Raw genomic sequence first — 25,191 nt, 5'->3', positions numbered from 1 at the left:
TGTCCGATGATCGGTAATTGTTCTCCGCATGTCGCACCGCCACACCACCGCCGCGAGCGCCGCCATTGAGCTGGCGCTGCTTGGTGTGACCGCGCACAGCGTGGCCGACATCCTCTGTCGCTGACGCCCACCCGTTCGCGCCGCGACTTCTTCTTTTCTCTTCCTTCGCCGCGCCCGGGTGCATCCATGCCCGCAGGCGCGGCTTTCTCGTTCCACCGGCATGCAGCCAAGTAGGCGTGCTGCCGGTTTCCGACTGCTGACCGCTGCCCCTCGCGTGGCCTTCTCCGTCATTCCATTCGGTGCCCAAAGCCGAGCAATCCACGCCGAGAGGTCCCTTTTCCCATGCTCCGTCAGTCCCAGACATCGCGCCGCGTGGCCGCGGTCGCCGTCAGCCTCGTCCTGGCCGGAGGCGCCGCGGCGTGCGGGCCCAAGGACGCGGCGGACCGGTCCTCCGGCAAGCCCGGCGCCGCGGGCGGCGCCCCGCAGAAGGGCGGCACCCTGACCGTCCTCAACTCCGAGCCGCAGAACGACTTCGACCCCGCCCGGCTCTACACCTCCGGCGGCGGCAACATCCCCTCGCTGGTCTTCCGTACGCTCACCACCCGCAACCGCGAGGACGGCGCCGCGGGCACCAAGGTCGTGCCCGACCTGGCCACCGACACCGGCAGGCCCAACGCCGACGCCACCGAGTGGACGTACACGCTCAAGGACGGGCTGGCGTACGAGGACGGCACTCCGATCACCACCGCCGACATCAAGTACGGCATCGAGCGGTCCTTCGCCGCCGAGCTGTCGGGCGGAGCCCCGTACCTGCGGGACTGGCTCGTCGGCGGGGAGAGCTACGAGGGCCCGTACAAGGACGGCGGCAAGGGCCTCGACTCGATCCTCGTGCCCGACGCGAAGACGATCACCTTCAAACTGCGCAAGCCCGAGGGCGAGTTCCCCTTCCTGGCCACGCAGACGCAGTTCGCGCCCGTCCCCAAGGCCAAGGACACCGGGGTGAAGTACGAGGAGCACCCCGTCTCCTCCGGCCCGTACAAGGTCGTCAAGAACGAGAACGACGGCGAGCACCTCACCCTGGAGCGCAACGGGAACTGGGACCCGAAGACCGACGAGGAGCGCAAGGCCTACCCGGACCGCATCGACGTCCGTTCCGGACTCGACGCCGCGGTCATCAACCAGCGGCTGTCCACCAGTTCGGGCGCCGACGCGGCCGCCGTCACCACCGACACCAACCTGGGGCCGGCGGAGCTCGCCCAGATCGGCGGCTCCGCCGACAAGAGCGAGCTGGCCTCGCGGGTCGGCACCGGGCACTTCGGCTACACCAACTACCTCGCCTTCAACCCGAAGGTCGCCCCCTTCGACAACCCGAAGGTGCGCCAGGCCATCTCGTACGCGATCAACCGCACCAGCGTGATCAATGCGGCCGGCGGCTCCTCGCTCGCCGAGCCGGCCACCACCTTCCTGCCCGAACAGAAGGCCTTCGGCTTCAGCGCCTACGACCACTTCCCGGCCGGCAAGGCCGGCGACCCGGCCAAGGCCAAGGAGCTCCTCGCCGAAGCGGGCTTCAAGGACGGGCTGAGCATCACCCTGACCCACTCCACCGCGCAGAACCGGCAGACCAGCCCCGAGGTCGCGACCGCCGTCCAGCAGGCGCTCGCCGCCGCCGGGATCACCGTCAAGCTGGAGGGCCTGGAGAACAACGCGTTCAACGAGAAGCGCTGGGACGTCAAGAACACCCCCGGCTTCTTCCTCTCCCGCTGGGGAGCCGACTGGCCCTCCGGCGGCCCCTTCCTCGCGCCCGTCTTCGACGGCCGGCAGATCGTCGCCAACGGCACCAACTACAACCACGCTCAGCTGAACGACCCGGCCGTCAACGCCGAGATCGACGAGATCGCCAAGCTGACCGACCTCGCCGAGGCGGGCAAGCGCTGGGGCGCTCTCGACAAGAAGATCGGTGAGCAGGCCCTCGACGTGCCGCTCTTCCACCCGGTCTACAAGCGGATCGTCGGCAAGGACGTCAAGAACGTCGTGATCAGCGACTGGACCGGTGTCCTCGACGTCTCGCAGGTCTCGGTCAAGTGACGCTCCTCGCCCACCCGCCGGCGTCCGGGCCGGGGGCCACCGCCCCGGGCCCGGGTGCCGGACGGCAGGTCTGGCGGCGGCTGCGCGCACGGCCCTCGGCCGTGCTCGCCGCCGCCGTCCTGGCCCTCCTCGTCCTCCTCGCCCTCGCCGCACCGCTGTTCGCGCACCTCGCCGGCCAGGACCCGAACGCCTACCACGACGAGCTGGTGGACTCCGCGCGCGGCGGCGTCCCGATCGGCTCCTTCGGCGGGATCTCCGCGGAGCACTGGCTCGGCGTCGAGCCGGGCACCGGCCGCGACCTGTTCACCCGGCTGCTCTACGGAGCCAGGGTCTCGCTGCTCGTCGCGCTGTGCGCGACCGTCGTGCAGGTCCTCATCGGAGTGGCCGCCGGACTCCTCGCCGCGCTCGGCAACCGCTACGTCGGCCAGCTCATCGGCCGGGTCACCGACGTGATGATCGCCCTGCCCATGCTCGTGCTCGCCATCGCGCTGACCGCCGTCGTCCCACCCGACTTCCCGCGTCCGCTGCTGCTGATCGTGATCATCGGGCTCCTCGACTGGGGCGGCACCGCGCGCATGGTGCGCGCCCAGACCCTCACCCTGCGCGGCCTGGACTTCGTCGAGGCCGCCCGGCTCTCGGGCAACAGCACGCTGCGGATCGCCCGCCGCGAGCTGCTGCCCTCGCTGGCCGCGCCCGTCATCACCTTCGCCGCGATCAAGGTCCCCACCAACATGGTGGTCGAGGCCTCGCTCTCCTTCCTCGGCGTCGGCGTGAAACCGCCCACCCCGTCCTGGGGGCAGATGCTGTCCAGCGCGCAGACCTGGTTCCGCGCCGACCCCACCTACGTCCTGCTGCCCGCCGGGCTGCTCTTCGTCACCGTGCTCGCCTTCACCGTCCTCGGCGACGGGGTCCGCACCGCCCTCGACCCGCGCGAGGGTTCTCGCCTGCGGGTCGGCACCAGGAAGGGGCCGGGCGCATGACGCGCTTCACGCTCAAACGGCTCGGCGGGGCACTGCTGGTCCTGCTCGCCCTGTCCGTCGCCGTCTACGCCCTCTTCTACATCGCCCCCGGCGACCCCGCCCGCCTCGCGTGCGGGGAGCGGTGCAACCCGGCGCAGGTCGCCCAGGTGCGCGAGCAGCTCGGCCTGAACGAGTCGGTGGTCGTCCAGTACCTGCACTTCCTCCAGGGGCTGTTCACCGGCCGGGACTACTCCGGCGGCGCCGGGCTGGTGCTGCACTGCGACGCGCCCTGCCTGGGGTTCTCGTACCAGAACGACCAGCAGGTCACCGAGCTGCTGCTGGACCGGCTGCCGGCCACCCTGTCGCTGGCGCTCGGAGCCCTGGTGATCTGGCTCGTCGTCGGCGTCGGTACCGGACTGCTGTCCGCGCTGCGCCGCGGGGGGCTGACGGAACGCGCCCTGACCGTGCTGACCCTGGCCGGGACCGGGACGCCCGTGTTCATCCTCGGACTGCTACTGCTCATGGCGGTCTGCGCGTACCTGCAGTGGCTGCCGTTCCCGACGTACGTGCCGCTGGGCGAGGACCCCGAGCAGTGGGCCTGGAACATGCTGCTGCCCTGGATCACCCTCGGCGTCTTCGAGAGCGCCAAGTACGCCCGCCTCACCCGCAGTTCCACCCTGGAGACGCTGGCCGAGGACCACATCCGCACCTTCCGCGCCTACGGGGTGGGGGAGCGGGCGATCGTCACCCGGCACGCGGTGCGCGGAGCGGTGGCCCCCGTGATCGCGCTCAGCGCCGTGGACTTCGGCACGATGATCGGCGGCGCGGTGCTCACCGAGTCGCTGTTCGGGATCCCCGGGCTCGGCAAGACGCTGATCGACGGGGTGCGGGTCGTGGACCTGCCGGTGGTGGTCGGCGTCGTCCTGGCCATCGGCGCGGCCGTGGTCGTCGCGGGCGCCGTGGCCGACCTGCTGTACGCACTCGCGGACCGAAGGGTGGCGCTGACATGAGCGGGTTGCTGGTGGAGGTGGCCGGTCTCGCGGTCGAGTTCCCGGTCGACGGGCCCGCGCAGTACGTACGGGCCGTCGACGGGGTCTCCTTCACGCTGGAGGCGGGCGGCGCCCTGGGCATCGTCGGCGAGTCCGGCAGCGGCAAGTCCACCGTCGCCGCGGCCCTGCTGGGACTGCACCGCGGGACCGGAGCCCGGCTCGGCGGCTCGGTCCGGGTCGGAGGCACGGACGTCGGTGCGGCCCCGGCCGCGGAACTGCGCGCGCTGCGCGGCGCCACCGCCGCCATGGTCTTCCAGGACCCGCTCAGCTCCCTGGACCCGTACTACGCCGTCGGCGACCAGATCGCCGAGGTGTACCGGATCCACGCGGACGTCTCGCGGCGCGCCGCGCGGGCGCGGGCGGTCGAGGTGCTGGACCGGGTGGGCATCCCCGACGCGGCGCGCCGCGCGCGGGCGCGCCCGCACGAGTTCAGCGGCGGCATGCGGCAGCGGGTGCTGATCGCCATGGCGCTGGCCTGCGAGCCGCGGCTGCTGATCGCCGACGAGCCGACCACCGCGCTCGACGTCACCGTGCAGGCCCAGATCCTGGAACTGCTGCACGGGCTGCGCGAGGAGCGGGGGCTCGGGCTGGTGCTGGTCACGCACGACGTCGGCGTGGCCGCGCAGAGCGTGGACGAACTGCTGGTCATGCGGGACGGTGCCGTCGTGGAACGCGGCCCGGTGGGGCGGGTCCTGACCGCGCCGGCCCACGCGTACACGAAGGACCTGCTCGCGGCCGTACCGAGGCTGGACGGTCCGCGGGAGCCGCGGCCGGCCGGCCGGGCAGCCGGCGCCGACCCGGGCGTGCCCGTAGTCGAAGCCGTCTCGCTGCGGCGGGAGTTCGGGCGGGGCAAGCGGCGCGTCGCTGCCGTCGGCGGGGTCTCGCTCTCCGTACGGGCGGGGGAGACGCTGGGCATCGTAGGGGAGAGCGGCAGCGGCAAGAGCACCCTCGGGCGGATGCTCGTCGGCCTGCTGGAGCCCGGCTCCGGGCAGGTCCGCCACGACGGCCGGGCGACCGCGGGCGTGGTCCCCGGAGTCCAGATGGTGTTCCAGGACCCGGCGTCCTCCCTCAACCCGCGCCGCACCGTCGGTGAGTCCATCGCCGACCCGCTGCGCGCGGCGGGGGAGCGCGACGAGGCCGCGATCCGGGCCCGGGTCGGGGAACTCCTGGTCCGCGTCGGGCTGGAGGCCGGGCACCGCGACCGCTACCCGCACGAGTTCAGCGGCGGCCAGCGCCAGCGGGTCGGCATCGCCCGGGCCCTGGCGCCCCGGCCGCGGCTGATCGTCTGCGACGAGCCCGTCTCCGCGCTCGACGTGACCACGCAGGCGCAGGTCACGGCCCTGCTGGCCGAGCTCCAGCGGGAGCTGGGGATCGCGCTGGTCTTCATCGCGCACGACCTCGCCGTGGTCCGGCAGGTCAGCGACCGGGTCGCCGTCATGCGGGGCGGCCTGGTCGTCGAAGAGGGCCCGGTGGACGAGGTGTACGACCGCCCCCGGCACGCGTACACGCGGCAACTGCTGGCCGCCGTACCGGCCCTGGCGGCTGCCGTGCCGGCCCTGGGGGGCGCGGGAGGCGCGTGAGGCACGAGGGCCGCAGGCCCTTTCTAGCGCGCTCGAACGCGGACCGTGGGCGAAAGTTACGACTCTTCACCCCTTCCGGTGGCGCGACGGACAACCGTCCGTCGCGCCTTCGGCATATCCGCTTGAGTTTCCCGCGGTGGGTCACCGGACCACGGCGACCGCCTGAACGGGAGATCGGGGGTGCCACTCGTGCGGATCGGACTGCTCACGGAAGGTGGTTATCCGTATGCGACGGGAGAGGCGCGGCTGTGGTGCGACCGGCTGGTCCGCGGTCTGCCGCAGCACGAGTTCGAGCTCTACGCGCTGAGCCGCAGCGCCGAGCAGGAGGAGCACGGCCGGGTCGTCCTGCCCGATCACGTCACCCGCGTCTGGACCGCCCCGCTCTGGGCCCCGGCGGACGACGGGCGCACGTACTCCCGGCGTGAGCGCCGGCGCTTCGCCGACAGCTTCAAGGAGCTGGTCCGCGGGATCTGCGCGGGAGAGCCGGAGCCCGAGGCCTTCGCCGCCGGGCTGTACGGGCTGGCCGAACTCGCCCGCGAGCAGGGCGGACTGTACGCGGCCCTGCGCTCCGAGACCGCGGTACGGGCGGTGGAGTCCGGCTGCCGGGCCCCCGGCGCGCGCCGCTCCGTACAGCGCGCCCAGGTGGCCGACCTGCTGGACTTCGTCGACGAACTGGAGCGGCTGCTGCGGCCGTTGTCCCTGGACTGGTACGAGGACCTGCGCGAGGTCGACGTCTGCCATGCGGCGGCGGGCGGGATCGCCGCGCTCCCCGGCCTCCTGGCCAAACGCTTCTTCGGGGTTCCGCTGCTGGTCACGGAGTACGGGGTCCAGCTCCGGGCCCACTACCTGGAGCACGCGGTGGACCCCCCGGCTCCCGGCGGGACGGGTGGGACCGGTGGGACCGGTGGGACCGGTGGGACCGGTGGGCGGGGAACCGCGCCGCGGCCCGCCGTACGGGCCCTGCTCGCGGCCTTCCACATGCGGCTGGCCGCAGAGATCTACGCCAAGGCCGACCTCCTCACCCCCGGCAACGCGCACGCCCGGCGCTGGCAGGAGCGCTGCGGCGCCACCCGCGACCGGCTGCGGACGGTGTACCCGGGGATGGAGGCGGACCGATTCGCCACCGTCGGCGAGGACCCGGACTGCGGGGACCCCGACACCCTGGTCTGGGTCGGCCGGATAGAGCCCGCCAAGGACCTGATCGCCCTGCTGCACGCCTTCGCCGAGGTGCGCCGGGCCGCGCCGGACACCCGGCTGCGGATCTTCGCCACCGCGGTGGTCCCCGGCTACCTCGCCGACTGCCGCTCGCTCGCCGCGCAGCTCTTCCCCGACGAAGCCGCCGACGCCGTCACGGTCGGGGAGAATCCCGTCACCTTCGAGGAGATCGGCGGACCCGAGGCCCCCTCTCCGGCCCACGCGTACGGCTCCGGGCGGGTGGTCGTGCTGTCCTCGGTGATCGAGGGCTTCCCGATCACGCTGGCCGAGGCGATGCTCTGCGGCCGGGCCACCGTCTCCACCGACGTCGGCGCCGTGTGCGAGGTCATCGGCGGTACGGGTCTGGTCGTCCCGCCGCGCAACCCGCGGGCGCTGGCCGACGCCTGCCTGTCGCTGCTGCGGGACCCCGAGCGGGCCCAGCGGCTCGGCGCGGCCGCCCGGGCGCGGGCCCTGGAGCTGTTCACCGTCGAGCAGAACGTGGCCGCCTTCCGGGAGATCTACCTCCAGCTGCTGGCCCGCGGACCGGCCCGGGCGGAGGGCGGGACCCCGTTCGAACAGCCCCCGGAGGCCCGGGTTCCGGGGCACTGGACGAGCCCGACGTGGGTGGGGCCGGGGGCGGACCGGGCCGTTGTCCCGGGGCGGGGTGCGGGTTCCGCTTCAGCGCGGACAGAGGGCGCGACGCCCCCGGGCGCGCAGACCGCGACCGGGACGGCCCAGGGCGCGCACGCCGCGGGCGCGACGACCCCGGGCGGGCAGACCGCAGGCGGGCAGACCGCAGGCGTGCAGACCGCAGGCGGGCAGGCCGCGACCGCGGTGGTCCCGAGCGCGCAGAACCCGAGTACGACCACCACCACGGCCACGGAGGCGACCGTATGACCCTGGACGAAGCCGCCCCCGTCGCCCCGGCCCCCCGCCGCAGGTCCGCCGGGGATCCCGTCAAGACGCTGCTGCACCGCCACCGGGCGCTCTGCGAGCGCGCCGTGGACCCGCTGGAGATCGCCGCCGGGCTGGAGGTGCAGGGCATCACCGACCGCACCGCCGCCCGCTTCCGGCACCGGGACGTGTTCTCGCTCGCCGAGGAGCTGTACGCCCGCACCCCGCGCGGGGACGAGCCGGCCGCGCCCTCCGTCGTCCGGCCCTCCGACGCCCGGGCGTTACGGGGCTTCGGGTACGCCCTGCTCCCCGGGGCGCTCGCGCTCGGGGCGAGCGCCGCCGGGGTGCCGTTCGCCGGGCCCCTCGCCGTGCTCGTCACCGTCGCCGCCCTGGTGTGGCCCGCCCGGCCCGGGCGGCCCGCCGCAGGACGGTTCCCGTACGCCGTGCTCCTGCTCGCCGCGGCCGCCGTCGGCTGGGCGGTGTACCGCGACGGCACAGCGCTCGGGGTCGGCCTCGCACTGGCCGCGGCCCCCGGGCACCTGGTCGGCGCCGTGTTCGCCGGCCGCGCCCGGAGCCGGCTCGCCGGGAGCCGGGCCCTGGAGGACTTCGCCGACCGGGCCCGGCCGCTGCTCGTCGCGGCCGTCCTGGCCTTCGGCGCGGCCGCCGCTGGGGCGGCCGCGCTCGCCGGGACCCCGCTCGCCGCCGCCGTACCGCTCGCCGTGCTGCTGTTCCTGACCCGCCTGCTGCTCGGGCACGGGGCCCCGCGCGGGCCCGTCGCCGCAGCCCTGGCCCTCGCCCTGGTCCCGACCCCGCTGGCAGTGCCCGCCGCCGCGGCGGGACTCCTCGTACACGCCGTCCTCGCGCTGTCCCGGGCGTCCGCGCACGCCCGGCCCTGAGCCCGGCCGCCCCGCCCCCGTCCCGCCGCCGCTCTTCGGAGCCGTACCCACCCCTACCCCCGACCCCCGACCCCCGACCAAGGAGACACAGGATGACCGGCCAGCCAACCAACCAAGGGGACGCGCGATGAGGGTGCTGCTGATCGGAGCCAACGGATACCTCGGCCGCTACGTCGCCGACCGGCTGCTCGCAGATCCCGCCGTGCAGCTCACCGCGCTCGGCCGCGGCGACGACGCGGACGTCCGCTTCGACCTCGCCACCGGCAGCCCCGGCGCCCTCACCCGGTTCCTCGACGCCGTCCACCCCGGCGTCGTCATCAACTGCGCCGGGGCCACCCGCGGCGGGGCCCGGGAGCTGACCCGGCACAACACCGTCGCCGTGGCCACCATCTGCGAGTCCCTGCGGCGCAGCGGCTGCGGGGCGCGTCTCGTCCAGCTGGGCTGCGCCGCCGAGTACGGGCCCAGCCAGCCCGGATCGTCCACGGCCGAGGACGCCGTCCCGAGACCGGGTGGGCCGTACGGCGTCAGCAAGCTGGCCGCCACCGAGCTGGTGCTCGGGTCGGGGCTGGACGCCGTCGTGCTGCGGATCTTCTCGCCCGTCGGGCCCGGCACCCCCGCCGGATCCCCGCTCGGCCGGCTGGCCGAGGCGATGCGCCGCGCGATGCAGAACGGGGACGGCGAGCTCAAGCTCAGCGGGCTCGGCGTCCAGCGCGACTTCGTGGACGTACGGGACGTGGCGCGGGCCGTGCACGCCGCCTCGCTCTCGGCCGCCCAGGGCGTCGTCAACATCGGCACCGGGCGCGCGGTCCGGCTGCGCGACGCGGCGGCGGTGCTGGCCCGGGTCGCCGGGTACGGGGGCACCCTGCACGAGCTGGACGTACCGCAGCAGGGCCAGCACGGGCCGGGACACGGGCAGGGGCACGGCCACGGACCGGGTCACGGGCCCGGGCAGGGGCACGGCCTCGGCCACGGCCTCCAGGGCGGCGGCCGGCCGCCGGGGCTCGCCGCCATCGGCTCCCCGCGCTCCGAGGCGACGGCCGAACAGCTCGCCGCCGGTGCGGTGACGCCCCCGTACCCGTACCCCGACGGCTGCGGCGCCTGGCAGCAGGCCGATGTGCGCACGGCCCGGGACCGGCTGGGCTGGCGGCCTCGGATCGGCCTGGAGGAATCCCTCGCGGACATCTGGATGGAGGCGGCGTGCCGCATCTGACGACCGCGGCCACGGCGGCCGCCGCGACCGGGGCGGGCCGCCTCGGCCTCGGCGTCCCCGGGTACGCCCACCCGCTGCTCGCGCCGGTCGAGTGGGCCGAGCTGACCCGGCCCGGGACCCCGCTGCACTGGACGGTGCTCAACGTCACGGACGGGCCGGGAGGCCGGCCCGATCCGCACTGCACGGAGGCCGCGGCCAAGCTCCGGGAGGCTGGCGGGACCATGCTCGGCCATCTCGCGATGCGAGACGGTACCCGCTCGTTCGGTGAGCTGGTCTCCGACGCCCACCGCTTCCTCGACTGGTACCGGGTCGGCGGCTTCTACCTGGCCGAGGCCCCGGCGGACCGGGCCGAGCTGGCCGCCGTGCGCCGCGTCGCCGACACCCTGCGCGGCCTCGGCGAGGACCTCCGTATCGTGCTGGGACACGGCACGCACCCGTACAAGGGGTACGCGGAGGCCGCCGACCAGCTGGTCACCTTTTCCGGGGCGTGGGCCGACTACCGCTGGTCGCAGGTGGCGGAGTGGACCGCCGAGCACCCGCCCGAGCGCTTCTGCCACCTGGTCCACGGGGTGCCCCGGACGCATCTGGAGGAGGCCGTCCGGATCGCCCGCTGGCAGGGCGCCGGCACGATCTGGCTCACCGACCGGGGCGGTTCCGCAGGCCGCGATCCGTGGGCCTCGATGCCCGCGTACTGGGACGAAATCGTCTCGCGGATCGGACCGGGTGTCTCGGAATGAAGAAGGGCGTGGCAGTGTTACGGGAAGAACCACCGTTGAGACTTAACCATCTACGGAGTCCCCGTGTCGCTGCCACCCCTGGTCGAGCCAGCTGCTGAGCTCACCGTTGACGAGGTCCGTCGGTACTCCCGCCACCTGATCATCCCGGACGTCGGGATGGACGGCCAGAAGCGCCTTAAGAACGCCAAGGTGCTGGCCGTGGGCGCGGGCGGCCTCGGCTCCCCCGCCCTCATGTACCTGGCCGCGGCCGGCGTCGGCACGCTGGGGATCGTGGAGTTCGACGAGGTCGACGAGTCGAACCTCCAGCGCCAGATCATCCACAGCCAGGCGGACATCGGCCGCTCCAAGGCCGAGTCGGCGCGCGACAGCGTGCTGGGCATCAACCCGTACGTGAACGTGGTCCTTCACGAAGAGCGGCTCGAAGCCGAGAACGTGATGGAGATCTTCAGCCAGTACGACCTCATCGTCGACGGCACGGACAACTTCGCCACTCGCTACCTCGTCAACGACGCCTGCGTGCTGCTGAACAAGCCGTACGTGTGGGGCTCGATCTACCGCTTCGACGGCCAGGCCTCGGTCTTCTGGTCCGAGCACGGGCCGTGCTACCGCTGCCTGTACCCGGAGCCCCCGCCGCCGGGCATGGTCCCGAGCTGCGCCGAGGGCGGCGTGCTGGGCGTGCTCTGCGCGTCCATCGGGTCCATCCAGGTGACGGAGGCCATCAAGGTCCTCACGGGCATCGGCGAGCCGCTGGTCGGCCGCCTGATGATCTACGACGCCCTGGAGATGCAGTACCGCCAGGTCAAGGTCCGCAAGGACCCCGACTGCGCGGTCTGCGGTCCGAACGCGACGGTCACCGAGCTCATCGACTACGAGGCCTTCTGCGGCGTCGTGTCGGAGGAGGCCCAGGAGGCGGCGCTCGGCTCCACGATCACTCCGAAGCAGCTCAAGGAGTGGATCGACAACGACGAGCCGATCGAGATCATCGACGTCCGTGAGAAGAACGAGTACGAGATCGTCTCGATCCCCGGCGCGAAGCTGATCCCCAAGGGCGAGTTCCTGATGGGCACCGCCCTCCAGGACCTCCCGCAGGACAAGCGCATCGTCTTGCACTGCAAGACGGGTGTCCGCAGTGCGGAAGTCCTCGCGGTCCTGAAGTCCGCGGGCTTCGCGGACGCGGTGCACGTGGGCGGCGGCGTGATCGGCTGGGTCCACCAGATCGAGCCCGAGAAGCCGGTCTACTAGGCCAGGGCGGTCCACGTCCAGGAGGCCCTCACCCCGCGGCCGGGGTGGGGGTCTCCTCACGTGGTGACGCCTTGGTGCAGACGGTGCCGGCGGGGGGCACCTTCCCGTCCAGCAGGTAGCTGTTCACCGCGGCCTGCACGCACTTGTCGCCGCTGTTGTAGGCGCCGTGCCCCTCGCCCTTGTACGTGAGCTCCACGCCGACGCCGGGCCCGAGCCGCTCCACCATCTTGCGGGCGCCCTCGTACGGGGTGGCCGGGTCGCCGGTGTTGCCGATCACCAGGATGGGCGCGGAGCCGGGGGCGGAGACGTCCGGGGTCTCCCAGACGCCCGGGACGGGCCAGTCGGTGCAGCTCATCAGGGCCCAGCCGAGGAAGTCCCCGAAGACGGGGGAGGCGGTGCGGAAGGAGGGCAGCTTCGCCTTCGTCTGCGCCAGCGTGAACCGGCCCTTGGAGTCCGCGCAGTTGATCGCCGTGTTGGCCGCGCCGATGTTGCTGTAATGCCCTTGCTGGTCGCGGCCGTTGAGCGCGTCGGAGAGCGCCATCAGCAGCTGCCCCTGGCCGCCGTCGGCCTCGTCGAGCCCCTGCTCCAGCAGTGGCCACAGCTCCTGGGAGTACAGGGCCTGGGCGATGCCGTTCGTGGCGGCGGAGTCGGTGAGCATCCGGCCGCCGATGCCGGGGATGGGCTTGTCGGCCAGGCTCTTCTGGAGCTTGATGATGTTGTCCTCGATCTCCTTGGCGGTGCTGCCCTGGAGCCGGCACTCGTCGCCGCGGTTCACGCAGTCCTGCGCGAAGTTGCCGAGGGCGAGCTGGAACCCCTTGGCCTGGCCGAGCGCTCCCTCCTCGGAGGTCTGGGTCGGATCGACGACGGCGTCGAAGACGGCCCGGCCGACGTTCTTGGGGAAGAGGTGGGCGTAGACCCCGCCGAGCTCCGTGCCGTAGGAGATCCCGAAGTAGTTCAGCTTCTCGTCGCCGAGGGCCTGGCGGATCCGGTCGAGGTCGCGGGCGGCGTTCTCGGTGCCGACGTGGGGCAGGAGGCGCCCGGACTTGTCCTTGCAGGCCTTCTGATACTTCTCCAGATTCCCCACGAACGCCTTTTCCTCCTGGGGCGTCTCGGGCGAGGAATCCTGTGCGTAGTAGGCGTCGAGCTGCTTGTCGTCCTCGCACAGGACGGGAGCGCTGCGCCCCACGCCGCGCGGGTCGAAGCTCACGAGGTCGTACCGCGCCCGCAGGGCCTCGTACTCCTTGGCGGCGCCGGGCAGCGTACTGATCCCGGACCCGCCGGGCCCGCCGAAGTTGAACACGAGCGAGCCGAGCCGCTTGCTCTTGTCCCGGGCCTTGGCCCGGATCAGCGCGAGCGGAATCGTCTCGCCCTCGGGCTTGGCGTAGTCGAGGGGCACGTGGAGCGTGGCGCACTCCCAGTCCTTGGGCGGCGCCTGCCCCCCGCCTTCGGAGACATCGGGAGCCTCGCACTCCCCCCACTTCAGCGGCGCGGCCCCCGGAGTCCCCCCGGCCTCGGGCTTGCCCTCGCCATCGTCGGAACACCCACTGACCCCGGCCAGCCCGAGAGCAACGACAACGGCCACGGCACCCCGCACCAAGTTTCGACCCATACCCCCATCCTGCGTGCCCCCCCGACCCCCCGCCCCCGCGCTGACCCGTTCGGGCGTCGCACGTACAGCGGTGCAGGCTCGGGACGCATAGGCGCAGTGGCCACCTACAGCACCTCGGCTCTGCGCGTCATCGCTGTGGTTCGCCGGGATGGCATTAGTCGTGCAGAAGGCCGTAAAGATATTCACCCAGGGCGCCGCTGTCCGTCTCTTGGGCTGGCGGCGTGAATCCTCAATCGGACTACATTTCCTGTCGCGTCATCAGCCCATTTCGACTCCCTTCTGTGCGCCGCCGTTTGCGTCAGGGCGTGCGCTCGCCCACCGCCTCCGCGCCCGGGTGGCGGGTCGGCCAGGAGGCGCTGGTCTGGTTGCCCGCCTCGTCGTACGCATACCGCTCCGACCAGGACGTTGCCTCCACCGCCGTGACGCGGGCGGCAGAGTCGAGGGTGAATGTGCGGGGGCCGGTGACCGAGTCGTCGATGCCGGTCAGGTAGCCGTCGGCGCGGTAGCTGTAGCCGCGGCGCTGGAGGGTGCGGCCGTCCTGGCCCACGACCGACCGCGTGGTCCGGCGGCCCATGTCGTCGTACTCGTGGGTGAGGGAGAGCGACGGGTTCAGCGTGCGCGTCAGCTCCCGGCCCGCCGCGTCCCGGTCGAAGCTCAGCGTGCGGCCCGCAGTGGTGAGTGCGCTGCGCCTTCCTGTCACGTCGTACATCCATGAGGAATCCGACCCCATGGGGGTGGTGCGGTGTGTGCGGCGGCCCAGGGCGTTATTCGGCGGCTGACGGGCCGCGGGCTCAGGGCGAAAGGTTGAAAGAGACGGCCCGGACGGCCTCTAGATGGCCTCTTTCCGGGTCAGGTAGTTGAAGGACAGCCACCCCGGCAGGACCGGGAGCCAGAACGTCATCAGGCGGAACAGCAGCACCGCCGAGATGGCGACCTCCTTCTCCAGACCCGCCGCGATCAGCCCCAGCGTCAGCGTCGTCTCCACCGCGCCGATACCGCCCGGCGTCGGCGCCGCCGACCCCAGCGCGTTGCCCGCCAGGAACACCACCGCGATGCTCGCGTAGCTGATGGCCTGGCCGCCGCCGAACGCCCGGATCGACGCGTCCAGGCACATCACGAAGCAGCCGGTCAGCAGCAGCATGCCGCCGATGCCCGTCATCAGCTTCTGCGGCCGCTGCAGCACGTCCAGCATGCGCGGCACCACACCCGCGAACAGCGCCCGCACCCGCGTCGCCACGAACTTCCGCAGGAACGGCACCGCCGTCACCACCAGCACCAGCACCGCCACCGTCAGCAGACCCGCGATGACCGTCCGGGACGGCGTCATCTCCGGGGTCTTCTCGGTGCCCGTCAGGTAGCCGAAGGCCAGCAGCAGCAGGATGTGGCTCGCCAGACCGCACAGCTGCGAGGCACCCACGCTCGCCACCGCCAGCCCCGACCGGATCCCGGCCCGCTGCAGGAACCGCGTGTTCAGCGCGACACCACCGACCGCCGCCGGCGCCACCAGCTTCACGAACGACCCCGCCACCTGCGCGACGACCGTCCGCAGGAACGGCACCCGCTCCGGCACGAACCCCAGCAGGCTCATCGCCGCCGCGAAGTAGGTGAGCGCCGAGAAGGCCAGCGCGGCCCCCACCCAGCCCCACTGCGCCTCGCCGACGACCGTCGCGAAGTCCACGTGCGCCAGCTGCGTGAGCAGGAAGTACGCACCGAACGCGCCCGCGATGAACGACACCAGTGTGCGCGGCCGGATCCGCTCCAGCCGGGCCGGCTCCACCGGCGCCTGCGGGCGGATCAGCAGCACCTGCCGGCGGATCTGGCTCAGCAGATCCTCCTCGCGGGCCCCGTCGAGGGCGTCGTCCAGCGCCTTCTTCTCGGCCTTCTTCTCCGCGGCCGTGCTCGTCGCCGACTTGGCTCCCGCCGACTTGGCACCCGCCTCGCGCGCCGCCTTCGCCGCCCGCGAGGACTCCAGTACGGCCTCCCGCTGCCGGTCGGCCCGCTCCCGCGCCAGCCTGCGCAGCGTCGCCCGCGTGGAGCGGCTCAGCGCGATCGGCTGGAGCAGCGGCAGGCAGTCCGCCACCGCGTCCGGGCCGAGCACCGACACCGCCGAGGCCACCGAGCGCTCCGCGCCGACCCGCAGCCCGAGCGTGGTCAGCAGCTGCGCGATGTCCATCCGGAGCACCAGGTCCCCGGCCGCGATCTCGCCGCCGCGCAGGTCGGTGAGGACGACATTGCCGGAACGATCCACCACGAGCGCGTCGCCGGTCAGCCGCCGGTGGGCGATCCGCCGCGACTGGAGGGCCCGTACCTGCTTCCACGTGTTGCGGGTCAGGTCGTCGGTGATCTCCTCGTCGGCGAGCGCGTCGAGGGGCCGGCCGTCCAGGTGCTCGTACACGAGCATCACGGCGTCCGGGCCGAGCTCGGACGTGGCGATCAGCTTCGGCGCGTTGGCCCCGGCCGCGATGGCCGCGTACGCGAGGAGCGCCTCCTGCTCCAGCGCCTGGCGGAGCGACTGGAGGCTGCGCCGCGTCGTGATGCCGCGCAGGGTGAGCCGGCGCCAGACCCGGTAGAAGAACCCGTGCGCCTGCTGCTCGCGGTCGACGACGGTGACGTCGAGCGGCGGGCCGTCCTCCAGCGTGACGTGGTAGCGCCGGCCCCGGTCGCTGACCTCCGAGGCGTCGGCGCCGTCCGGGAGTTCCGCGCGCATGGCGCTGACCGGCTTGAAGCCGACCCGGCGCAGGCCGGCCAGCAGGGTCTGCCCGGTGGGGCGGACGTTCGGCGAGCCGACGGCGTACAGGGTCCCGTACGCGACGCTCCAGCCGATCAGCACGGTCAGGATGATCGAGAACGGGGTGGTGTACCCGCTGACCAGCATCGCGAAGGCGTCGAGCAGCAGAACCACCCACAGCGCGACCCGCCAGCGCGGCCTGCGGGTCATGCCGACGGCGGTCATGTACGCGATGACGGGCGCGAGGTAGCCGTGCACCGGGTCGGTGATGGGGCCGCCGACGCTGGTGGCACGGGTGAGGGCGTCCTGGATGGTGTCGGAGGCGGCCTGGGAGACCCACAGGTCGGTGGCCAGGGTCACGCCGTGCGCGAGGACGGCGGCGAGCACGCCGTCGGCGATCCGCAGCCCGTCCCGTTTGATCAGCCGCTCGATGGCGAAGGCCACGGGTACGAGCAGCACGGCGATGCTGGACACCAGCCCGGCGACCTTGATCAGCAGGTCGGGGGCGGCGCCGGTGCCCTGGCTGATGTCGGCTTCGAGGCCGGCGGTGGTGCGGTGGGCGAAGGCGGCGATGGCGAGGACGACGGCGATGCCGAGGACGCCGACCAGGAGGCGTACGAGGTCGGAGGGGCGGTGGACGCGGGCGGGGAGCAGCGGTTCGTCGACCTCGACCTGGTCGGCGGAGGCGGAGGAGGAGGGGGAGGGGGAGGGAGAGGCGGAGGCGCGCCCGTGCGGCCCGTCGGCGTCGGCCGAGGGCGCCTTCCCGGCCTTGGCCCGGGCCCGGGGTTCGCCCGTGACACCGGCCTCGGCGTCGGGCTCGGCCTCGGGTGTGCCTCCGGGGCCGGCTCCGGCTCCGGTTCCGGGCGCGGGCGTGGCCCGGCCGGGGGGCTCGTCGGGGAGCTTCCCGGACCCGGGGTGCGGGTCTGGGCGCGTGCTGTCGTCCTCAGCCGCGCCGTCCGGAGGGCTCACACCCTGCTCCTTCGTCGTCACTTCCGTCTCTTCTTGATCACGTATCACCAGTCACCGCCCGGAAGATGGTGGCACGGACCGACGTACGGGCGGGGCATCAGGGTGCGCGCCGGTACAGAAGGAAACCTTCTGGGAACCGGTCCGTGATGTACGGCACCATGGGCGCAATGAGCGAAGAGCTGCCCGCGTACGCGGAGCGGGTGCTGGAGGCTGCCGAGCGGATTCCGCCCGGCCGGGTGATGACGTACGGGGACGTCGCCGAATGGCTCGGCGAGGGCGGACCGCGCCAAGTCGGGCGCGTGATGGCCCTGTACGGGGGAGCCGTGCCCTGGTGGCGCGTGGTCCGGGCGGACGGCCGGCCGCTGCCCGGCAGCGAGATCCGGGCCCTGGAGCACTACCGGACGGAGGCCACCCCGCTGCGGCTGACCGCCGGCGGCGAGGCCCGCCTGAACATGCCGCGGGCGCGCTGGGACGGTCGGGAGGAGAGCGCCGCACGGGACGAGGGTCACATCTGACAGCTTCGGCCATGCGGGGCCGGGGCGGGCGGTCGAGCGCCCGTACGGGCGACGGTACGCGGCACCTCCGTCCCCACCTCGGGGAACTGCGCGGGACCCGGCGGTTGCCGTAGCGTTGCCCCTTCGGCTCCGGCAGGCGCGGCGGCGACCGCGGCACCCTCGGCACCCACGACACCCGAAGCAACGGCAGGAACCGCAGGAACGGCAGTATCCGCAGACCCACCAGGACCGGCACCCCACGTGATCACCTCTCCATCCGACCGCACCGAGCGGCGGCGTACGCGAACCCCTGACGCGTACCGCCTCGTGCGCACCGGGCCGCAGCGGGTGGATCCCCCTGTTCTGGACGCAGCGCAGCAGGCGGTGGTTGACCACGCCGACGGCCCGCTTCTCGTGCTCGCCGGACCGGGTACCGGGAAGACGACCACGCTGGTCGAGGCGGCCGCGGCCCGGGTCGAGGCCGGGGTGGACCCGGCCCGGATCCTGATCCTCACCTTCAGCCGCAAGGCGGCGGTGGAACTGCGCGACCGGGCCGCCCTGCGGCTCGGCGGGGCGCGGGCTCCGCAGGCCACCACCTTCCACTCCTTCTGCTACGGACTGGTCCGCGCCCACCAGGACACCGACCTGTTCGCGGATCCGCTGCGCCTGCTGTCGGGCCCGGAGCAGGACGTGATGGTCCGCACCCTGCTGGACGGCCAGCGCCAGATCCGCTCCATCCGCTGGCCGGACGACCTGCGGGCCGCGCTGACCACGCGCGGCTTCGCGGACGAGGTCCGCGCGGTGCTCGCCCGCGCCCGCGAGCTGGGCCTCGGCCCGGCGGCGCTGGACGCGTTCGCGACCCGGCTGGGCCGCCCGGACTGGAAGGCGGCGGCCGCGTTCCTGTCGGAGTACCTGGACGTCCTGGACATGCAGGGCACGCTGGACTACGCGGAGCTCGTGCACCGGGCCGTCCTCCTGGCGGAACGCACTCCGTCGCTCACGGGGTCCTACGACGTGATCTACGTGGACGAGTACCAGGACACGGACGCCTCCCAGCTGCGGCTGCTGCGGGCCCTGGCCGGCCCGGCGGGCACACTGGTCGCCTTCGGCGACCCGGACCAGTCGATCTACGCCTTCCGCGGCGCCGACATCAACAACATCCTGGACTTCGAGGGCTCCTTCCCGGGCGCGGCCGTCCACGCCCTGACGGTGGGCCGCCGCTCGGCGGCGAACCTCCTGGCGGCGACCCGCCTCCTGACCACCCGTATGCCGGTCCCGCGCCTCCCGTCGGCGGCGGTCCGCGCCCACCGGGCCCTGACCCCGGTCCGCGAGGGCGGCGGGGTGGAGGTGTTCACGTACCCCACGGCCGGCGCCGAACTGGACAACATCGCCGACATCCTGCGCAGGGCACACCTGGAGGACGGCGTGCCGTGGCAGGACATGGCCGTCCTGGTCCGCTCCGGAGGCCGCACCCTCCCGGCGATGCGCCGAGCCCTGATCTCGGCGGGAGTCCCGGCGGAAACGGACGGTACGGACACCCCCCTGCGCCACGAACCGGCGACGACCCCCCTCCTGACGGCCCTCCGCACGGCCGCCACCCCGATCCCGGCGCCCGCGGACCGCGAGCCCGACACCACGTCGACCGCTCCGCAGCAGGCCGGCGACCCGGTGGTGCCGGCGCCCCGGGACCCGGGCGCCGCCGACGCGGCAGCGGTCCGGGAACCCGCCGACGGCGCGGGCGCGGGCGCGGACGCGGGCGAAGGCGAAGGCGAGGGGTGGATCGGGGTCGAGGCGGCGCTGGCCCTGCTCACCTCGCCGCTCGGGGGGATGGACGCCGCCGATCTGCGGCGGCTCGGGCGGGCCCTGCGCGACGAGGAGCGGGCCGCCGGCATCAAGGTGCCGGCCCCCTCCGACGTCCTGCTCGCCCGCGCCCTCGCCGAGCCCGAACGGCTCACCGCCCACGACCCCGCGTACGCCCGCGGAGCGCAGCGCCTCGGACTGCTCCTGCGCAAGGCCCGCGAACTCCTCCAGGGCGGCGGCACCGCGGAAGAGGCCCTCTGGATCCTCTGGGAGGGCACCCCCTGGCCCCAGCGCCTGGAGCGCGGAGCCCGCCGCGGCGGCGCGGCCGGCCGCAACGCCGACCGCGACCTCGACGCCGTCTGCGCGCTCTTCGACACCGCCGCCCGCGCCGAAGACCGCACCGGCGGCCGCGGCGCCCTCAACTTCCTCGAACAGCTCGAAGCCGAGGACATCGCCGCCGACACCCTCACCACCCGGGCCACCCGCTCCGAGGCCGTCCGCCTCATGACCGCCCACCGCTCCAAGGGCCTGGAGTGGTCCCTCGTCGTCGTGGCCGGCGTACAGGAAGGGCTCTGGCCCGACCTGCGCCGCCGCGGCTCCCTCCTCGAAGCGGACCGCATCGGGCGCGACGGGCTCGCCGAGCCGCTCACCCCCGGCGCGCTCCTCGCCGAGGAGCGCCGCCTCTTCTACGTCGCCGCCACCCGCGCCCGCGACCGCCTCGTCGTCACCGCTGTCAAGGCCCCCGCCGAGGACGGCGACCAGCCCTCCCGCTTCCTCACCGAGCTCGGGGTCACCCCGAAGGACGTCACCGGCCGCCCCCGGCGCCCCCTCGCCGTCCCCGCGCTCGTCGCCGAGCTGCGCGCCACCACCGTCGACCCCGACGCCTCTCCCGCGCTCCGCGAGGCGGCCGCCCGACGCCTCGCCCGCCTCGCCGCGCTCACCGACCAGGACGACCGCCCGCTGGTCCCCGCCGCGCACCCGCAGCGCTGGTGGGGGCTGTACGAGCCCACCGCCTCGGCCGTCCCGCTGCGCGACCGGGACCGGCCCGTCGCCCTCTCCGGCTCCGCCCTGGACCAGCTCGCCAACACCTGCTCCCTCCAGTGGTTCCTCGGCCGTGAGGTCAAGGCCGACGCCCCCTCCACCGCAGCCCAGGGCTTCGGCAACGTCGTCCACGTACTCGCCGACGAGGTCGCCTCCGGCCGCACCCCCGCCGACCTGGCCGTCCTGATGGAACGCCTCGACTCCGTCTGGGACGCCCTCGCCTTCGACGCCCCCTGGAAATCCCGCCAGGAGAAGGACAACGCCCGCGCCGCCCTGGAGCGCTTCCTGCGCTGGCACACCACCGACCGCGGGGGCAGGGCGGCCGTGGCCACGGAGCACGCGTTCGACGTCACGCTCGAAGCGGGTGACCACACCGTCCGGATCCGGGGTTCCATGGACAGGGTCGAGTCGGACCCCCAGGGGCGTGCGTACGTGGTCGACTTCAAGACCGGCAAGGCCGCGCCCACGAAGGACGAGGTCGCACGCCACCCCCAGCTCGCCGTGTACCAGCTCGCCGTACGCGAGGGCGCCGTCGACGAGGTCTTCGACGGGGTGCGCCCCGAGGCGGGCGGCGCCGAGCTCGTGCAGCTGCGCCAGGGCGCCGCCCAGCGGGACGGCGGCGAGACGGTGCCCAGGATCCAGGCGCAGCAGCCGCTGAACGGCGAATGGGTCGGCGACCTCCTCGCCACCGCAGCCGGCCGGGTCCTCGACGAGCGCTTCGCGCCCGCCACCGGCAAGCACTGCGACCACTGCTCCTTCCGCAGTTCGTGCAGCGCGCGCCCGGAGGGCCGCCAGACGGTGGAGTGAAGCCGGCCGTTCGACGGCGGGCCGTTCGACGGCGGCCGTTCGACGGCCGGCGGCCCGCCGGTGATCGACCGGCCGGTGAGACGGCGGCCGGGAGTGTCGGTGGGTCCGGCTAGCCTCTTCACGTGTCCGCGCGTCCGTCCGTCCTCACCGACCCCGAGCAGCTCAAGGAGCTCCTCGGCATCCCTTTCACGCCCGAACAGCTGGCCTGCGTCACCGCCCCCGCCGCCCCACAGGTCATCGTGGCCGGCGCCGGTTCCGGCAAGACCACCGTCATGGCCGCCCGCGTCGTCTGGCTGGTCGGCACCGGAGCGGTCGCCCCCGAGCAGGTCCTCGGCCTGACCTTCACCAACAAGGCCGCCGCCGAGCTCGCCGAGCGCGTGCGCAAGGCCCTCGCGCGGGCCGGCATCACCGACCCGGACCCTTCTCCGGCCGAGGGCGACGCGGCCGGCGGCGAGCCGCGCATCTCCACGTACCACGCCTTCGCCGGCCAGCTCCTGGGCGACCACGGCCTGCGCATCGGCCTGGAGCCCAGCGCCCGCCTCCTCGCCGACGCCACCCGCTTCCAGCTCGCCGCGCGCGTGCTGCGCGAGGCCCCCGGCCCGTACCCGGCGCTCACCAAGTCCGTCCCCGACCTGGTCAGCGACCTGCTCGCGCTCGACGGCGAGCTCTCCGAGCACCTGGTCACCCCGGCCGAGCTGCGCGCGTACGACACGGAGCTCCTCGACGCCCTCGCCGGCGCGAAGCTCACCAACGAGGACCTGCGCAAGGTCCCCGAGGCCGTGCGCGGCCGCCTCGAACTGCTGGAGCTGACCGAGCGCTACCGCACCGCCAAACGCTCCCGCGACCTGCTCGACTTCAGCGACCAGATAGCCCTGTCGGCGCAGCTCGCCACCACCCGGCCCGAGGTGGGGGCGCTGCTGCGCGAGGAGTTCCGGGTGGTCCTGCTCGACGAGTACCAGGACACCTCCGTGGCCCAGCGGCTGCTGCTGTCCGGCCTGTTCGGCGGGGGCAGCGGGCACGCGGTGACCGCCGTCGGCGACCCCTGCCAGGCGATCTACGGCTGGCGCGGCGCGTCCGTGGCAAACCTGGACGACTTCCCCGAGCACTTCCCGCATGCCGACGGCCGCCCCGCGACCCGGTTCTCGCTGAGCGAGAACCGGCGCAGCGGCGGCCGCCTCCTCGACCTGGCCAACGAGCTGGCCGCGCCGCTGCGCTCGATGCACGAGGGCGTGGAGGCGCTGCGCGCGGCGCCGGGGGAGGAGCGGGCCGGCTCGGTCCGCTGCGCGCTGCTGGACACGCACGCCGAGGAGCTGGAGTGGCTCGGGGACTCGGTCGCGCACCTGGTCCGTACGGGGACGGAGCCGCGCGAGATCGCGGTGCTGTGCCGGTCGGCGCGGGACTTCGCGCAGATCCAGGCCGTACTGGTGGCCCGGGACGTGCCGGTGGAGGTCGTCGGGCTGTCCGGGCTGCTGCACCTGCCGGAGGTCGCGGACCTGGTCGCGGTGTGCGAGGTGCTCCAGGACCCGGGCGCCAACGCCTCCCTCGTCCGGCTGCTCGTCGGCCCGCGCTGGCGGATCGGCGCGCGCGACCTGGCGCTGCTGGGGCGCCGGGCGCGGCAGCTGATCGGCCGCGCGCCGGGCGAGGTGGACCCGCAGGAGCGCCTCGCGGCGGCGGTGGAGGGCGTGGACCCGGTGGAGGTGGTCTCCCTGGCGGACGCGCTGGAGACGTTCCTGGACGGTTCCGCGGCCGCGTCGGACGACCTGCCGTTCTCCCCCGCTGCCAGGGTCCGCTTCGCCCACCTCGCCCAGGAGCTGCGCGACCTGCGGCGTTCGCTCGCGGACCCGCTGATGGACGTACTGCACCGGGTGCTGGCCGCTACCGGCCTGGACGTGGAGCTGTCGGCGTCGCCGCACGCGCTGGCGGCCCGGCGGCGCGAGTCGCTCTCCGGCTTCCTGGACGTGGCGGCCGGCTTCGCGTCCCTCGACGGCGAGGCGACCCTGCTGGCCTTCCTGGGCTTCCTCCGCACGGCGGTCCAGTACGAAAAGGGCCTGGACCACGCCCTCCCCGGCGGGGAGAACACGGTGAAGGTGCTCACCGCCCACAAGTCCAAGGGGCTGGAGTGGGACGTGGTGGTGGTCCCGGACCTGTGCGCGGGCTCGTTCCCGAAGGAGAAGGCCCCGGAGCCGTGGACCTCGTACGCCAAGGTCCTGCCGTACGGCCTGCGCGGTGACGCGGCCACCCTTCCGGCCGATCCGGCGTGGACCTCGGCGGGCCTGAAGTCCTTCAAGTCCTCCTTGAAGGAGCACAAGGCGGTGGAGGAACTCCGCCTGGGTTACGTGACGTTCACCCGCCCCCGCAAGCTCCTCCTGGGCTCGGCGCACTGGTGGGGCCCGACGCAGAAGAAGCGCCGGGGCCCGTCCCCGTTCCTGTCCTCCCTCTACGCGCACTGCGCGGCGGGGCACGGCGAGATCGAGGCCTGGGCGCAGGAACCGGCCCCGGACGCGGAGAACCCGTCCCTCGCCACGGAGTCCACCCCGGACCGGTCCTGGCCCCTCCCCCTGGACCCGGCGTCCCTGAGTCTGCGCCGCGCTGCGGCGGCCCTGGTCGAGTCCCACCTGTCGGCGAACTCCTACCTGTGGCCCCCCGACTGCGAGGACCCCGCCCACGCGGACGAACCCGAAGGGTGGCCCGCGGACGCGGAGGACCTCTGGGCCGCAGACGAAGTCCCGCCCGTGCCGCACGCCCGCGCCGAGGCGCTCCCCGGCGCGCCGCACGGCGATGGCCCTCCCCGGTCCGCAGACGCGGCCGGGGGCGGGCCCTCGCTCCCCGGCGCGCCGCACGGCGATGGCCCTCCCCGGTCCGCAGACGCGGCCGGGGGCGGGCCCGGTGACGGCGCAGCCGTGCCCGGGGTCCGGGGCGGAACCACGGTTTCGGGAAGGGGCGGGGTGGGGGAGGAATCCGCCCTGGCCGTCCCCGCCGACCGGCCGGACGACGACCCCTGGGCGGACGAGTCCTCGGCCTGGCCGCCCCCGCCCGGCGGCACCGACCCGTACGACGACGACCTCTGGCCCGACGGCGACGAGTGGGGCTCCGACGACCCCGTCCCGGAGGAGCCGACCCGGCGCGGAGCCACCTCACCCGCGCCCCGGCGCACCGCGGCGGCGGCGCGGCTCAGCCCCGAAGAGGCTCGGGCCATCGCCTCCTGGGACCGGGATCTCGATGCCCTCGAAGGCGAGCTCCGGCGCGCCCGCGCCGCCGTGCGCGACGTCGAGCTCCCGGCGGCCCTCTCCGCCAGCCAGCTCCTGCGCCTCGCCGCGGACGAGCAGGGCTTCGCCCGCGACCTCGCCCGCCCCATGCCGAAGCCCCCGCAGCCCGCGGCGCGCCAGGGCACGCGCTTCCACGCCTGGGTCGAGTCCCGCTTCGACGAGCTCCCGCTGCCGCTCCTCGACGTCCTCGACCCCGCCACCGAGCTGCCCGGCTCCGACCAGGACATCGTCGACGAGGCCGACCTCGACTCCCTCAAGGCCGCCTTCGAGCGGAGCGAGTACGCCGAGCGCACCCCGTACCGCATGGAGGTCCCGGTCCAGTTCACCCTCGCCGGCCGCGTCGTCCGCGGCCGGATCGACGCCGTGTACCGGACCGAGGACGGCGGCTTCGAGATCGTGGACTGGAAGACCGGCCGCACCACAGAAGCCGACCCGCTCCAGCTCGCCGTCTACCGCCTGGCCTGGGCGGAAGCCACCGGCACGCCGCTCGACCGCGTCACCGCGGCCTTCCTCCACGTCCGCAGCGGCCGCGTGATCCGCCCCCGCGACCTCCCCGGCCGGGACCGTCTTGAGCGGATCCTCCAAGGCAAAACGGACACGGACGGTGACCGGCACCCCGGCAGTTAGGCTC

General features: G+C 74.0%; 16 protein-coding genes. 13 read left to right on the top strand and 3 right to left on the bottom strand.

Going from position 1 to position 25,191, the window contains the following annotated elements; genetic code table 11:
• Window positions 1-28 precede the first annotated feature (28 nt).
• The 10 genes from ACIQU4_RS02800 to moeZ all read left to right on the top strand — a co-directional run bounded on the left by ACIQU4_RS02800 (window position 29) and on the right by moeZ (window position 11,846).
• The gene (locus ACIQU4_RS02800) at window positions 29-124 is read left to right on the top strand and encodes an Ms4533A family Cys-rich leader peptide (RefSeq protein WP_311318607.1); all 96 of its coding nucleotides are present in this window, start codon (window positions 29-31) and stop codon (window positions 122-124) included.
• 218 nt (window positions 125-342) lie between these two features.
• Complete coding sequence (locus ACIQU4_RS02795; protein ID WP_403724918.1) at window positions 343-2,085, top strand: ABC transporter substrate-binding protein; 1,743 nt, start codon at window positions 343-345, stop codon at window positions 2,083-2,085.
• Complete coding sequence (locus tag ACIQU4_RS02790; protein ID WP_403724917.1) at window positions 2,082-3,065, top strand: ABC transporter permease; 984 nt, start codon at window positions 2,082-2,084, stop codon at window positions 3,063-3,065. Before ACIQU4_RS02795 ends, ACIQU4_RS02790 begins: the two co-directional genes overlap by 4 nt.
• Complete coding sequence (locus ACIQU4_RS02785; protein WP_403724914.1) at window positions 3,062-4,054, top strand: ABC transporter permease; 993 nt, start codon at window positions 3,062-3,064, stop codon at window positions 4,052-4,054. Before ACIQU4_RS02790 ends, ACIQU4_RS02785 begins: the two co-directional genes overlap by 4 nt.
• Entirely contained in the window at window positions 4,051-5,673 is a 1,623-nt protein-coding gene (locus tag ACIQU4_RS02780) for a dipeptide ABC transporter ATP-binding protein (protein ID WP_403724911.1), read from the top strand. The genes ACIQU4_RS02785 and ACIQU4_RS02780 overlap by 4 nt, the downstream gene beginning before the upstream one ends.
• A gap of 189 nt (window positions 5,674-5,862) precedes the next feature.
• Complete coding sequence (locus tag ACIQU4_RS02775; RefSeq protein WP_403725952.1) at window positions 5,863-7,764, top strand: DUF3492 domain-containing protein; 1,902 nt, start codon at window positions 5,863-5,865, stop codon at window positions 7,762-7,764.
• Window positions 7,761-8,657, top strand: a complete 897-nt coding sequence (locus ACIQU4_RS02770) for a hypothetical protein (protein WP_403724908.1) — start codon at window positions 7,761-7,763, stop codon at window positions 8,655-8,657. The genes ACIQU4_RS02775 and ACIQU4_RS02770 overlap by 4 nt, the downstream gene beginning before the upstream one ends.
• Window positions 8,658-8,784: 127 nt before the next feature.
• Window positions 8,785-9,867 carry an NAD-dependent epimerase/dehydratase family protein gene (locus ACIQU4_RS02765; protein WP_403724906.1) on the top strand — a complete coding sequence of 361 codons (1,083 nt, stop codon included), beginning with the start codon at window positions 8,785-8,787 and terminating at the stop codon, window positions 9,865-9,867.
• Window positions 9,855-10,604 carry a spherulation-specific family 4 protein gene (locus ACIQU4_RS02760; RefSeq protein WP_403724904.1) on the top strand — a complete coding sequence of 250 codons (750 nt, stop codon included), beginning with the start codon at window positions 9,855-9,857 and terminating at the stop codon, window positions 10,602-10,604. The genes ACIQU4_RS02765 and ACIQU4_RS02760 overlap by 13 nt, the downstream gene beginning before the upstream one ends.
• Before the next feature lie 63 nt (window positions 10,605-10,667).
• A complete protein-coding gene (gene moeZ, locus ACIQU4_RS02755; protein ID WP_403724902.1) occupies window positions 10,668-11,846 on the top strand; it encodes an adenylyltransferase/sulfurtransferase MoeZ in 1,179 nt (392 codons plus the stop codon).
• 28 nt (window positions 11,847-11,874) lie between these two features.
• Here the strand turns inward: moeZ and ACIQU4_RS02750 are convergent, their stop codons facing one another.
• The 3 genes from ACIQU4_RS02750 to ACIQU4_RS02740 form a co-directional block, all read right to left on the bottom strand.
• Window positions 11,875-13,455 (bottom strand): alpha/beta hydrolase, encoded by a 1,581-nt coding sequence (locus ACIQU4_RS02750; protein ID WP_403724899.1) that lies wholly within the window; start codon window positions 13,453-13,455, stop codon window positions 11,875-11,877.
• 298 nt (window positions 13,456-13,753) lie between these two features.
• The gene (locus ACIQU4_RS02745; protein ID WP_403724897.1) at window positions 13,754-14,155 is read right to left on the bottom strand and encodes a hypothetical protein; all 402 of its coding nucleotides are present in this window, start codon (window positions 14,153-14,155) and stop codon (window positions 13,754-13,756) included.
• Window positions 14,156-14,284: 129 nt separating this feature from the next.
• Complete coding sequence (locus tag ACIQU4_RS02740; RefSeq protein WP_403724894.1) at window positions 14,285-17,200, bottom strand: YbhN family protein; 2,916 nt, start codon at window positions 17,198-17,200, stop codon at window positions 14,285-14,287.
• A gap of 119 nt (window positions 17,201-17,319) precedes the next feature.
• Here ACIQU4_RS02740 and ACIQU4_RS02735 point away from each other — a divergent pair, with 119 nt between their 5' ends.
• From ACIQU4_RS02735 to ACIQU4_RS02725, 3 genes are all read left to right on the top strand, one after another.
• Window positions 17,320-17,667 (top strand): MGMT family protein, encoded by a 348-nt coding sequence (locus tag ACIQU4_RS02735; protein ID WP_387282834.1) that lies wholly within the window; start codon window positions 17,320-17,322, stop codon window positions 17,665-17,667.
• A gap of 306 nt (window positions 17,668-17,973) precedes the next feature.
• Window positions 17,974-21,294: an ATP-dependent helicase gene (locus tag ACIQU4_RS02730; protein WP_403725949.1), complete on the top strand. Its 3,321-nt coding sequence runs from the start codon at window positions 17,974-17,976 to the stop codon at window positions 21,292-21,294.
• 122 nt (window positions 21,295-21,416) lie between these two features.
• The gene (locus tag ACIQU4_RS02725) at window positions 21,417-25,187 is read left to right on the top strand and encodes a UvrD-helicase domain-containing protein (protein ID WP_403724892.1); all 3,771 of its coding nucleotides are present in this window, start codon (window positions 21,417-21,419) and stop codon (window positions 25,185-25,187) included.
• Window positions 25,188-25,191 lie beyond the last annotated feature (4 nt).

The sequence above is a fragment of the Streptomyces sp. NPDC090741 genome, from assembly GCF_044769045.1.
GTDB lineage: Bacteria > Actinomycetota > Actinomycetes > Streptomycetales > Streptomycetaceae > Streptomyces.
This window is presented reverse-complemented; position numbering and strand designations above follow the sequence as displayed.